9 protein-coding genes are annotated in these 12,939 nt (G+C 66.6%); 5 read left to right on the top strand and 4 right to left on the bottom strand.

The features are described from left to right. Positions 1 to 89: 89 nt before the first annotated feature. The gene (locus AC4D2R_RS03740) at positions 90 to 1,109 is read left to right on the top strand and encodes an isopenicillin N synthase family dioxygenase (protein WP_490937637.1); all 1,020 of its coding nucleotides are present in this window, start codon (positions 90 to 92) and stop codon (positions 1,107 to 1,109) included. Positions 1,110 to 1,137: 28 nt separating this feature from the next. Here AC4D2R_RS03740 and AC4D2R_RS03735 read toward each other — a convergent pair whose 3' ends face one another. After that, positions 1,138 to 1,596: a DUF3817 domain-containing protein gene (locus AC4D2R_RS03735; RefSeq protein ID WP_490937634.1), complete on the bottom strand. Its 459-nt coding sequence runs from the start codon at positions 1,594 to 1,596 to the stop codon at positions 1,138 to 1,140. A gap of 121 nt (positions 1,597 to 1,717) precedes the next feature. On the opposite strand from AC4D2R_RS03735, the gene AC4D2R_RS03730 reads away from it, so the two are divergent. Continuing rightward, positions 1,718 to 5,275, top strand: coding sequence for a TM0106 family RecB-like putative nuclease (locus tag AC4D2R_RS03730; protein ID WP_490937632.1), 3,558 nt, complete (start codon positions 1,718 to 1,720; stop codon positions 5,273 to 5,275). 24 nt (positions 5,276 to 5,299) lie between these two features. Then, on the top strand, positions 5,300 to 6,304 hold the full coding sequence (locus tag AC4D2R_RS03725) for a matrixin family metalloprotease (protein WP_490937630.1): 1,005 nt from the start codon (positions 5,300 to 5,302) through the stop codon (positions 6,302 to 6,304). A gap of 116 nt (positions 6,305 to 6,420) precedes the next feature. Here the strand turns inward: AC4D2R_RS03725 and AC4D2R_RS03720 are convergent, their stop codons facing one another. Next, positions 6,421 to 6,624 carry a cold-shock protein gene (locus AC4D2R_RS03720; RefSeq protein WP_026533290.1) on the bottom strand — a complete coding sequence of 68 codons (204 nt, stop codon included), beginning with the start codon at positions 6,622 to 6,624 and terminating at the stop codon, positions 6,421 to 6,423. Between the two features lie 210 nt (positions 6,625 to 6,834). Beyond that, positions 6,835 to 7,824: an LLM class flavin-dependent oxidoreductase gene (locus tag AC4D2R_RS03715; protein WP_490938355.1), complete on the bottom strand. Its 990-nt coding sequence runs from the start codon at positions 7,822 to 7,824 to the stop codon at positions 6,835 to 6,837. Positions 7,825 to 8,002: 178 nt separating this feature from the next. Here AC4D2R_RS03715 and AC4D2R_RS03710 point away from each other — a divergent pair, with 178 nt between their 5' ends. After that, positions 8,003 to 8,158: a hypothetical protein gene (locus tag AC4D2R_RS03710; RefSeq protein WP_490937628.1), complete on the top strand. Its 156-nt coding sequence runs from the start codon at positions 8,003 to 8,005 to the stop codon at positions 8,156 to 8,158. Between the two features lie 32 nt (positions 8,159 to 8,190). Here AC4D2R_RS03710 and AC4D2R_RS03705 read toward each other — a convergent pair whose 3' ends face one another. Continuing rightward, complete coding sequence (locus AC4D2R_RS03705; protein ID WP_490937626.1) at positions 8,191 to 9,495, bottom strand: cation:proton antiporter; 1,305 nt, start codon at positions 9,493 to 9,495, stop codon at positions 8,191 to 8,193. 170 nt (positions 9,496 to 9,665) lie between these two features. Between AC4D2R_RS03705 and AC4D2R_RS03700 the strand changes: the two genes are divergently transcribed. After that, positions 9,666 to 12,932 (top strand): DEAD/DEAH box helicase, encoded by a 3,267-nt coding sequence (locus AC4D2R_RS03700; protein WP_490937624.1) that lies wholly within the window; start codon positions 9,666 to 9,668, stop codon positions 12,930 to 12,932. The last annotated feature ends 7 nt before the right edge of the window (positions 12,933 to 12,939 follow it).

Below are 12,939 nucleotides of genomic sequence, written 5' to 3'. Positions count from 1 at the left end.
GCGCACTTCCCACCCGGGCCAACCCTGCGGGCGAAACATTGCGTAACCGGAGCGCGCGCCGTCCGGCCCCGCAGGCGTAGTCTCCCCGCATGGTTACAAGCCCCATCCCCGTCTTTGACCTCAGCGCCGCCCGCACCGCCGATGGCTCATTCGACCCCCAGTTCATCGACCGCCTGCGCGACGCAGCGCATACCGTCGGCTTCTTCCAGGTGACGAACTACGGAGCAGCGGAAACCCAGGTTGAAGACCTGTTCTCGGTGACCCGGAAGTTCTTCGACCTCCCCCTCGAGGAACGGCTCAAGCTCGACAACCGGCACTCCCCCCACTTCCGGGGCTACGCCCGGCTGGGCACCGAAGTGACGCGCGGCAGGCCCGATGCCCGCGAACAGATCGACTTCTCCCCCGACCGCCCCCCGGTGGAGAGCTACCCGGCGGACCAGCCGTACTGGCTGCTTCAGGGTCCCAACCAGTGGCCCACCCGGGCACTGCCCGAACTCGAGCGTCGGGCGATGGGCTGGGCGCAGCTGCTTTCGACGGTCGGCGCTGAACTCCTTGGCGCCCTCTCAGTTGCGCTCGGACTGCCGGAGGATCACTTCGCCGAGCCCTTCGAGGGAGCACCTGCCTGGATGGCGAAGCTCGTTCACTATGTGGGGGGTGATGGCGAGGCCGGCGGGCAGGGGGTCGGCTCCCATGCCGACTACGGCTTCGTGACCCTCCTGCTCCAGGACGAGGTCGGTGGGCTCGAAGTCCTCCCCCGGGGAAGCTCGGACTGGGTGCCGGTCGAGCCGATTCCCGGGGCGCTCGTCGTCAACCTGGGCGAGATGCTTGAGGTCGCCACCCAGGGGTATCTTGCCGCGACGATCCACCGCGTGAAGTCACCACCCCCGGGGGTCGACCGCTACGCCGTCCCGTTCTTCTGGTCGCCACGGCTCGACGCCGTCATCGACCCCGTTTCTCTGCCCGAGCCGTTGCGCGCAGAGGCGCGGGGAATCTCCGACGATCCGGAGAACCCGATGCTCGCCTCCTACGGTTCGAACGTGCTCAAGGGGAGGCTGCGGGCACACCCCGACGTCGCTGCGCTCCACCATCCCGAGCTGGTGCGCGGCTAACCGGCGCGTAACCCCAGCCGGCAAATCCCTATCCGGCAGAAACCGGAGGCCCGGCAATCAGGAGCAGCGCAAACACCATGCCCACGCCGGCGAGCGCCACGAGCGCGGCGAGCACGGGGCTGCGCAGCACCAGGGCCTGTGCTTTTTCAAGTACGCCGGCGGCGGGCTCGCGGCCGGGCGCCAGGCGCCAGTGGCCGTCGAGCTTTCCGCCGCGCTCGAGCCAACGGTCAAACGGAACCGTGGCGAAGGGCACGACGGCGGAGACCAGGCCCAGCAGGCCCGTGGCCACCGACCACCGCTGGTTGATCCAGACGAAGGCGGTCGTCAGCACAAAGCAGAGGAAGATGAAGCCGTGGATGCCGCCCGCGGGCGCGATCAACGCCTCGGTGGTGCGTGCGATGTATTTGAAGAACATGGCTGTCAGCAGGAAAGCCCAGCTGATTGCCTCGGCTACGGCGACGGTCTTGAACAGCAGGCGCGGATTCATGAATCTCCAGGACGGTGAAAAGAGGCTCCTCCACGCTACCGCATTCAATGTCACCGCCGCATGGTGAGCTTGCCGTAGTTGGTAAGTTGTTGATCACCATCGCACCTGCCCGGGAGTCCACGTGTTCCTGCTCAACCCCGTTTCACCCGGCACCGCCCCCGACCTTGTCTTCTCCGCGAGCGACCTCGTCACCGCCGCCGAGTGCGAGTACCGGGCACTTCGCATCCTCGACGAAAAGCTGGGCTGGGCTCCCCCCGCCGAGTTCGCGGCGGATGAGATGCTGCAGCGGGCAGCGGTGCTGGGCGATGCCCATGAGCACCGCGTTCTCGAGAAGTTCATCGCGGACCAGGGCACCTTTTCCGAAGAGAACCCGCACGGCGTGTACGAGGTGGTCCCGGCGGCCTCGATGGATCGGGCCGCGCTCACCGCCAAGCACGAGGAGTCGATTGCCGCCCTGGACGCGGGCGCCGGCGTGGTGTTCCAGGCCTCCTTCTTCGACGGCGAGTTCCACGGCCGCTCGGACTTCCTCGTGCGGACCGAGGACGGGGCCTACGCGGTCTGGGACACCAAACTGGCCCGGCACGCCAAGGTCGGTGCGCTGCTGCAGCTGGCCGCGTACGGCGACCAGCTGCTCGGTGCCGGGGTTAGAACGGCGCCGGAGATCACCCTGGTCCTCGGCAACGGGACCTCGAGCACGCACCGGCTCTCCGACATCCTCCCCGTGTACCGGGAACGGCGGCAGCGCGTCACTGAGCTGCTCACCCGTCACCGTGAGGGTCAGCTGCCGGTGGCCTGGGAAGGGCAGGGCCACACCGCCTGCGGGCGCTGCGATTACTGCCGAGAGATGATCGAGCAGACCCGCGACGTCCTGCTTGTCCCCAACCTCAGCATGAGCCAACGGCAGACACTCCGCGGGAGGGGCGTCCGCACCATTGACGACCTCGCGGTTCTGGAGGTCGCTGACCCCGCGTCGAGCCTCGCCCGCCTGCGGGAACAGGCCCGGATGCAGACGCGGACCGCGCCCATCGACGGAGGACGCAGCTATGTCGACCAGCAGGGCGCAGCACGCACGATCGAGTACCAGGTGATCGACGGCAACGCCCTCGGGTTGCTTCCCCCGCCGAGTGACGGTGACATCTTCTTCGACTTCGAGGGCGACCCCCTCTGGCAGGATCCTGAAACGGGGGCCTGGGGCCTGGAGTACCTGTTCGGCGTCATCGAGAATCCAGCCGGCGGAGATCCTGCCTCCGAACCGGCCTACCGTGCGTTCTGGGCGCACTCGCGCGGCGAGGAGAAGCAGGCGTTCACAAGCTTTCTCGGTTACGTGGCGGAGCGACGGCAGCGCCACCCGGACCTGCACGTGTACCACTACGCCTCCTACGAAAAGACCGCCCTGCGCAGGCTGTCCCTGACCCACGTTATTGGCGAAGACGCCGTCGACACCCTCCTGCGGGAGGGCGTGCTTGTCGACCTTTACGAAACAGTGCGCCGGAGCCTGCGCATCTCCGAGGATTCCTACAGCCTTAAAAAGCTTGAACCGCTCTATATGGGCGACAACCTGCGCACCGGCGATGTCACCGACGCCGGCGCCTCGGTTGTGGCATACGCCGAGTACTGCGCCGCCCGGGACGCCGAGGACGCCGAAACGGCCGACGCTGTCCTTGCCGGAATCCGGGATTACAACCGTTACGACTGCCTATCAACGCGCGAGCTGCGCAACTGGCTGCTGGGCCTGGCCAGGGACCGCGGCATCACCCCGGCGACGGCGGGGCAATCCGTTGAACCCCCGTCGGGCCCGGAACCCTTCCCCGAGGAAAGCGCACTACTCGACTACGTCGCCTCCCTGCCGCCCGGCCCGGCACCCGTCGGTGACGCCCAGGCGGTGGCGATGGTCGCCGCCGCCGTCGGCTACCACCGGAGGGAACGCAAACAGTTCTGGTGGGGCCACTTCGACCGCCTCTCCACCTCAATCGACAGCTGGTCCGACGCCCGCGATGTCTTCCTTCCCACCTCCGCCGAGGTGCTCACCGAATGGGCGCCGCGCACGCCCAGGGCCCGCACCCTGGCACGGACCATCCGCCTGTCCGGTGTGCTCCCCGAAGGAGCGGAGTTCCGGCGGGGCTCGACGTGGTTCAGCATGTACGCTCCGCCCCTGCCCGAAGGGGTTGACTCGCGTGAAAACGCCGACGGCGGCCGCGGCGGATGGTTCGGTTCAACCGTCCTCGAAGCGTCCTCCTCCGCCCGGGGCGACACCCTGGTGCTCGAGGAGCGCCTGCGCACCGGTGGCCTGCCGCACGACCTGCTCCCCCTCGCCCTGACCCCCGACAAGCCGCTGCCGACAACCTCGATCGAGACGGCATTGCGTGCCCTCGCCGCTGAAGTCCACGCCACGTTGCCCGACCTCCCCGGTGGACCGGGCCTTGACCTGCTGCGCAGGCTTCCACCCCGCCTCGCCGCCGGAGTGGAACTGCCTGCTGTGGGTGAAGGCCCCGGAGCGTATGTCGAAGCGATCACCGAGGCGGTGTCGCTGCTCGAATCCTCCTACCTCGCCGTCCAAGGCCCACCGGGGACGGGCAAGACGTACGTCGGTGCCCGCGTGATCAGCAGGCTCGTGGCCCGCGGCTGGAAGGTGGGGGTGGTGGCCCAGTCCCACGCCGTCGTGGAACACATGATCGAGGCCGCCCTCGAGGCCGGGGTTCCCCCCGCCGTGACCGCCAAGAAAACCGATCGCGATGCGCCGTGGCCGAACCGCCGGGACGAGGATGTCGAGGCGCTGCTTCCGTCCGATGCCGGTTGCCTGATCGGCGGAACGGCGTGGACGCTGACGGGGAGCCGCGTCCCGCAACAGTCGCTTGACCTCCTCGTGATCGATGAGGCCGGCCAGTTCTCCCTGGCGAACACCCTCGCCGTGACTCGATCTACCCGGCGGCTGCTGCTGCTTGGAGATCCGCAGCAGCTCCCCCAGGTCACCCAGGGCAGGCACCCCGAGCCCATCGATGAATCCGCGCTCGGGTGGCTGTCGCACGGAGCCGCGACGCTGCCTGAACACTTCGGGTACTTCCTTGCCACAAGCTGGCGCATGCACCCGGCACTGTGTGCCGCCGTCTCGCAGCTCGCCTATGACGGGAAGCTCGAATCGGCGCCCCCCGCGGCGGTGCGGAACCTCGACGGCGTCCGCGCCGGCGTGGAGTGCGTCCTGGTCGACCACGCACACCGCAAGACATCGTCTCCGGAAGAAGCGGCCGAGGTCCTTGCCCAGGTTCAACGCCATCTGGGCCTGGCCTGGACGCCGGACGAGGGGAAGCCAACCCGCCCCTTGGAGCAGTCCGATCTCCTGGTTGTTGCGGCCTACAATGCCCAGGTCCAACTGATCCGCGGGGTGTTGGAGGGTGCCGGCGTCCCCGACGTCCGTGTGGGTACCGTCGACAAGTTTCAGGGCCAGCAGGCCGCAGTCGTGATCGTCTCAATGGCTTGTTCAGCGGCTGCTGAAGCACCGCGAGGGATCGAGTTCCTGCTGAACAGGAACCGCATCAATGTTGCGGTTTCTCGGGGACAGTGGCGTGCGGTGATCATCCGCTCACCCCAGTTGACATCGCACCTTCCCACACGGCCGCACTACCTCGAGGAACTCGGGGCTTTCGCGGGGCTGTGCGGCCCCGAATCGCCTATGCTTGGCTGACGCACCCTCTCACTCAGGAATCCCGTGGGCGAACACCATCCAGAGAAGCAGCCGCGGCCCGGCGGAGCGGCAGCACCCCGCACCAGCCGCGGGTTTCCCCCTCCCCTCCAGGGCCCGTCCGCGCGTTCCTTTCAGGGTGCAGAAGGCCAGGGCGCAAAAAACCAGGGTGCCGAAAACGCTTTCGTCTACCCGTCGGAACGTCCTGGAAAACGGCGTCGGCGCCGCCCGCGTTCGCTGCACGTAGGAACCGCCTGCGTTGTCGCCGTCGTCGCAGCCCTCTACCTCGCCCCCGATGTCACCGGAGGCGTTCTGAACCGGGTAGTCGAGCCATTGACCGTTGCACTGCCGGGACAGTCCTCCCAGCGGCCTCCCGCAGGAATCGAAGCCTCGGCCGTCCCGCTGGGGGTTCCACCCGCGGTCGAACCCTCAACCAACTACAGGCTCTTCGATACCGGCAACACTTCCCAGGCCTTCATCGCCTACGATCCGTGCCGTCCGATCCACTACGTTGTCCGGCCCGACCATCAGCCACCCGGTGGTTCGAAGCTGATCCACGAAGCCGTCGCCGAGGTTTCCGCTGCGACCGGCCTCCGCTTCATCCATGACGGAGCCACCTCTGAAGCACCGGCCGCACAGCGGGAACAGTACCAGCCGGAGCTGTATGGCGAGCGATGGGCGCCGGTCCTCATCGCGTGGGTCACTCCCGAGGAGAACCCCGAGGTCGCAGATGACATAGCGGGGATCGGCGGGAGTACAGCACTCGGGCTGCTGGACGGGCCATCGATCTACGTGTCCGGCCAGATCCAGCTCGACGGCCCGCAGTTGAGCCGGATGCTTCCCTTCCCCGGCGGAGCGGATGCGGCCCGTGCGGTGGTCATCCATGAACTGGGACACCTCGTCGGGCTTGACCACGTTGACGACCCGACCCAGCTCATGCACGCCGAGACAACGTCGCCGACCCAGCTCGGCGCCGGCGACCGCGCCGGGCTCGCCCACCTGGGCAGGGGACCCTGCGTGCCGGATCTTTAGCCGTATGGCGCACCGGCCTGGCGCTCAGGACCGGAACTCGCGGCTGAAACCTAGAACAGGGCGTTAAATAGCAACAGGACGGGAATCGCTTCCCGTCCTGTTACTGAAATCAAGCCTTAGAGAGGCTGGATGTTTGACGCCTGGGGACCCTTGGGGCCCTGCTCGGTGTCGAAGCTAACCTTCTGGTTCTCATCCAGCGAGCGGTAGCCGCTCGCGTTGATGGCGGAGAAGTGTGCGAACACGTCTGCGCTTCCGTCGTCGGGGGCGATGAATCCAAAGCCCTTTTCAGCGTTGAACCACTTCACGGTACCTGTTGCCATTTTTGTTATCCTTCTGAAATTCAGACGCCTTCCGACTTTCGGAAAGCCCCAGTCGCGGCGTGCTTGTCCGCTCTTTCAGATATGCGGCGCCGCCCCGGAGGGCTTCGCCGCGTGAAATACAAATGCGCAACACTACAACCGAGACCCACTTTGCCAAACCAACACGGGTAATGGCAAGCAGGAATCCAAACCTTCTTTTAAATGCAACCTTTAGGCCGCCATCGGGCGTGCCAGCCCGGCAACCAGCTCGAAGGACCTCAGCCAGGCTTCTTCGCTGCTGGCCCGCGTTGCGATGATCAACTCGTCAGCCTGGGCGTGGTTGGTGAACCGCTCGAGATAATCCTGCACCTGCGGCACGGTTCCCACGGCGGAGTACGTGGCCATCTGCGCTACCTGCTGGCCCCCCGGTGAGGCGAGGATCGCATCCGCCTCCTCGGGGCTGAACGTGCGGCCACGCCCCAGCAGCAGTTCGACCATCCGCCGCTGGCCGTCCTGGAACTGGCGCTGGGCCTCCTCTTCCAAGTCGGCGGCCATCACGTTGACGCCGGCGATCACGTGCGGGTGCTCGAGCTGGGCGGAGGGCTGAAACTCCCTGCGGTAGAGGGCCACCGCGTCCCGAAGGGCGGCCGGGGCGAAATGGGAGGCGAACGCATAGGGCAACCCCAGGGCTGCGGCGAGCCTCGCCCCGAACAGCGATGAGCCAAGGATGTAGAGCGGGACGTTTGTCCCCCGTCCGGGCGTTGCGTGGACCCCCGGGATGCGCGTATCGCCGGAGAGGTAACCCTGCAGTTCAAGGACGTCCTCAGGGAACGACTCCGCCGACGCCGGGTCCCGGCGAAGTGCCCGCAGGGTGTTCGCATCACTTCCCGGTGCACGCCCGAGTCCGAGATCGATACGGCCCGGGTGAAGCGTTTCGAGGGTCCCGAACTGCTCGGCGATCGTCAGGGGTGAATGGTTCGGCAGCATGACTCCACCGGCACCCAGACGGATGCTCGAGGTCGCCGCGGCGACATGGGCAATCAATACGCTCGTTGCGGAGGAAGCGATGCTTCCCATGTTGTGGTGCTCTGCGTACCAGATCCTTCGATATCCCCATTTTTCCGCGTTCTGCGCCAGCCTTACACTTGCGGCAAAACTCCCAGCGGCAGTGCCTTCCCGCGGGATGTGTGCCAGGTCGAGGATGGACATCGGAACAGTTATCAAAGAAAAACCTTCCCAAAAGTTGCGCGCCGTGTTATTTACCGTTCGAAAGCGGTGCGGCTTGCAGGCGCTCTTAGGGGAACGGCCAGGACCGCCGACTTATTTCGGCTGCAGTTCACCCGGCTGTCCGGCCAGGAGGTTTCGCCGGTGCGGGCGGAGCATCTGGCACGATGAACCCATGGCCAATTTTGAGCTTCCATCCACTGAGGCCGGGCTCCGGGCGAGGCAGGACGAGCTCGTCCGCGCGCTCGCCACCGAATCGGGAACCGCGGGCCTCACCGCCCTGAGCGAAGAACTCGAAGCCGTCCAGCGGCGCCTCGAGGACCTCCGCTGACCCCGGCGCCGGCGCTGGGACCGGCGGCGGGCTCAGATGGGCGTTGAGGAGGCGCGGCCCTCATCCCCGGACACCCGCAGCGCCTTGCGCTTCCGCGCCCTGTCGAGGGCGTTGATGACCGGGGCTGCGCTCATGCCGTGGACCACGATCGACAGGCACACGATCAGGCCCACGATGCGCCACAGCACCTCGTCCTCAGCCCCGAACTCCCCCTTGGACAACGCGTAGCCCAGGTAGTAGATGGAGCCGATACCGCGGACTCCGAAGAAGGATATGACACCGCGCTCCCACAATCCGGTGCGTCCCCGGGCCAGGCTGATCCACGCTGCGACCGGGCGGACAAGGAGGAGGAACAGCACCGCCACGAGAATCTCCTGCCAGCGGAGGCCCTCCAGCATCCCGCGGGCAACGGCGCCGCCCAGCAGGACGAGGATGACGACAGTCAGAAGCCTTTCGAGCTGCTCGATATAGCTGTGAAGCACCCCGTGGTAGCCGTGCGTATGCTCCGCCGTCCGGATGGTCACGGCGCAGACGAACACGGCGATGAAGCCGTACCCCTCGGCAAGTTCGGTGAGGCCATAGGTCAGGAAGGTCGCGGCGAGCGCAACGAAGCCCTCCGAATAGTTGGCCAGCCTGACGCTCTCGCTGCGGGCCGAGAAGAAGATCCGGCCCAGCAGCTTGCCCATGCCGAAGCCGAAGAGGCAGCCGATCCCGAGGCGCCAGACGACGTCGACCGCGAACCACTCGGGGAACCATGCCGATGGGGCGGACCCGACGAGGCTGAGCGCGATCGCAAGGTAGACGAACGGGAATGCGAGGCCGTCATTGAGCCCGGCTTCCGAGGTCAGCCCGAAGCGTACCTCGTCCTCGCCTTCAAGGTCCTCTTCGGTTTCCGAGGGCTCGCCCACCTGGACCTCCGAGGCAAGCACCGGATCGGTCGGCGCGAGCGCCGCTGCGACGAGCAGGGCCGAGGCGAGTCCAAGCCCCAGCACCCACAGGCCCAGGAACATGAGGAGCACGATGCACACCGGCATTGCGATGCCCAACAGGCGCCACGTCGTACCCCAGCGCTTCCGGCCCACCCGGCGGTCGAGGGCGAGCCCTGCACCCATGAGGGAGATGATGACGCAGACCTCGGCGAGGTGGGTCGTGAAGTCGCCGTACTTGATCGGGTCGGGATCGGGGAGGTTGTCGATCAGCGAAAAGGTGAGCACTCCCGCGCCAAGGAACACCATCGGCATTGAAACCGGAGCGCGCATCAGCAGGCGGGGCAGCAGTGCCGCCGCGAAAACCGCAAGCCCTGCCGCGGCATAAATGAAACTTGGTGCTTCGAACACCGGCAACCCTTCGTCGGAGGAGTGAAAACGGCCCCATTCGTAGGTTACGTGCTGGCCGCTGTCCGGAGGAATCAAAAGCCTCCAACGGCCGCGGAACGCAACAATCGCTTGTAGCGGAAACCCCTCCATGCCGGGCCAGGGCGGGCGCGCCAGCGTGAGAGCATGAAAGTATGCCCACTTCCCCCCTGCCCCTGGTCGATGTCACGGACATCATCCGCGTCGTGGGCGGAGCCGCTTTCCAACGGGGCCAGATCTACGCCAAGGACGGCGCCGTGACGTCGGTGGCCTGGGACGCCGGGGCGAAGATCCTCACCGGGCGGGTGCGCGGTGGAAGTCCGGCGGAATACCGCACGAAGCTTCGCCTCGGGCTGAAGGGCGACGGTCGTTTCCGACCCTTGGAGAGCCACTGCAGCTGCCCGGTTGGGGGCAGCTGCAAGCACGTCGCGGCGACAGCACTCCAAAGCAACACCGAGCACCTCCTCGCCAACCACGAGCCCGCTGCCGTGCCCTCGACCCGCCGGCCCGCCGGCTGGCAGGCATCACTGACCGACCTGCTTGAACCGGCCGGACCCGAAACGCCTCCAACCCCCGCGCCCACCCCGCTTGCGCTCCAGTTCGAGGTGCGCACCCCCGAAGTCGCAGTGCAGCGCTGGGGATCGGCAGCCGACCGGCAGGGCCTGCGGACGCTCAACTCGCGGCTTGGGGTCAGGCCCGTCAGCCAAAACAGCAAGGGCAAGTGGGTCAAGAACAGCCTGTCCTGGGGCAACATCAGCTATCAGACCTACGGCCTGAAGCTCGACCCCGACCAGCACCGCTGGTTCTCCCAGTTCCCCGCCCTGCACCGCGGCACCGGCGTCAACTATTTCGGCAACAACGACTCATGGCTCTACCTCGACGAGTTCAGCAACCCGCTGCTCTGGCAGCTGCTGGAGGAGGCCGAACGGCTGGGCATCGAGTTCGTCGGAACGAAAAAGGCCGTGACGATCAAGCTGGGCCGCCGGGCGGTGCTCTCCCTCGACGCCACGGCCGCCGGTGAAGGAGACCTGCAGTTGAACCCGCGGCTCGAGATCGACGGCGTTGAACACCCGGCCGAAACCGCGCACGTCATCGCGAACCACGGTATCTACACCGTCTCCCCAAACTCCGTCATCACCCTCGCCTCCGCCGGAAAGCTCAGCGGCCAGCACATCGACCTGCTGCAGCGGGCCCGCCCGGTGGTCGTGCCGGCCGCCGAGACCCCGGAGTTCCTCGAGGAGTACTACCCGAGGCTTCGCCGCTCCCTGCGGATCGCCAGCAGCGACGAAAGCGTTGACCTGCCCGAGGTGCAGCCGCCGGTCCTCCTGCTCACCGCGGCATACCGGTCCGACGGTGCGGTGGCCCTGTCCTGGGAGTTCAAGTACAGCATCGGGGCGGCGGTGCACCGCCGTCCCCTTCAGAGCGACGACGTCGATGGGTTCCGCGACGCCGACGCCGAAGAGGCGCTGGTCAGCGAAGCGGCGTCCGTCCTGGGGCCGCTGCCGCTGAAGTCAACGACCCTCGAGGAGATGCTCGCCGTCGAGTTCTCCGAGGACGTGCTGCCCCGGCTGGAGGAGCTCAAGGGTGTTGAAGTCGAGATTGTCGGCGTGAAACCGCTCTACCAGGAGCTCACCGAGGCGCCGCAGCTGACAATCTCCACAGTTGAGACCGACAACCGGGACTGGTTCGACCTCGGCGTCATGGTCACGGTCAGTGGCCGGAAAATCCCCTTCGACTCGATCTTCCGTGCCCTCGCCCAGGGCCGGAAGAAGCTCAAGCTGGTCGACAACAGCTACCTTTCACTCGACCAGCCCGTCTTCGAGCAGCTGCGCGAGCTCATCGAGGAAGCCCGGGACCTCAGCGAATGGGAGACGGGCTTCCAGATCAGCCGCTACCAGGCCGGCCTGTGGGCCGAGTTCGAGGACCTCGCCGACGAGACCGAGCAGGCATCGGCCTGGCGCGACGCAGTCGCCGGGCTCCTCGACCTGCCCAACCTCGAACCCGTCGAGGTGCCCCCCGGCGTCGCGGCGGAGCTTCGGCCGTACCAGCAGGAGGGGTTCAACTGGCTGGCGTTCCTGTGGCGCACCCAGCTGGGAGGGGTCCTCGCCGACGACATGGGACTGGGCAAGACGCTCCAGGCCCTCGCGCTGATCGAGCACGCACGCAGCACTTCCGAGCCAGGCCGTCCCTTCCTCGTCGTCGCACCCACCTCGGTGGTTCCGAACTGGATCAATGAAACGCACCGGTTCACGCCCGGACTGAAGGTGGTCGGGATCACCGACACCCAGGGTGCGTCGGGGATTCCGGTGGCGGAGCAGATCCGCGGCGCCGACGTCGTCATCACCTCCTACACCCTCTTCCGGCTCGACCTTCCCGCCTACCAGGACCTCGAGTGGGCCGGACTGATCCTCGATGAGGCGCAGTTCGTGAAGAACCGGACGTCGAAGATCCACCAGGCCGCAAAGGACTTCGACACCCCGTTCAAGCTGGCGATCACCGGAACGCCGATGGAGAACAACCTCATGGAGCTGTGGGCGATGTTCAACATCGTGGCGCCCGGGCTCTTCCCGTCGGCCCGGAAGTTCACCGAGGATTACCGCACACCGATCGAGAAAACCGGCGACAACCGTCCGCTTGCCCGGCTGCGGCGCCGGATACGGCCGCTCATGATGCGGCGCACCAAGGAGGCCGTCGCCTCCGACCTGCCCCCGAAGCAGGAACAGGTGCTCGAGGTTGAGCTCTCCCCGGAGCACCGCCACATCTACTCGACCTACCTGCAGCGCGAACGCCAGAAGCTGCTTGGACTGATCGAAGACATGAACAGCAACCGGATGATCGTCTTCAGGTCACTGACCCTGCTGCGCATGCTGAGCCTCGACGCGTCCCTTGTCGATCCCGAGCACGAGGGAGTACCGTCGGCCAAGCTCGAACTGCTCCTCGAGCAGCTCGAGGACGTGCTGGCCGAGGGTCACCGCGCCCTGGTGTTCAGCCAGTTCACCTCCTACCTGAAAAAGGCGGCAGCCCAGCTTGAGGCCCGCGGCATCGACTATGCCTACCTCGACGGGTCGACGCGCAGCCGCGGAGAGGTGATCGATTCCTTCAAGGAGGGCAAGGCTCCGGTCTTCCTGATCAGCCTCAAGGCCGGTGGGTTCGGCCTGAACCTGACCGAGGCGGACTACTGCTTCCTCCTCGACCCCTGGTGGAACCCAGCCACCGAGGCACAGGCCGTGGACCGCACCCACCGCATCGGACAGACGAAGAACGTGATGGTGTACCGGATGGTCTCCAAGGGCACCATCGAGGAGAAGGTCATGAAGCTCAAAGAGCAGAAGGCCCGGCTATTCACCTCGGTCATGGACGACGACGCGGTCTTCAGTTCCGCGCTCACCGCCGACGACATCCGGGGCCTGCTGGAGGCCTGAGGAGTTG

This window comes from Arthrobacter sp. TJ-217, assembly GCF_058269255.1.
The sequence above is the reverse complement of the archived record's forward strand: the minus strand, read 5'-3'. Positions and strand labels throughout refer to the sequence as shown.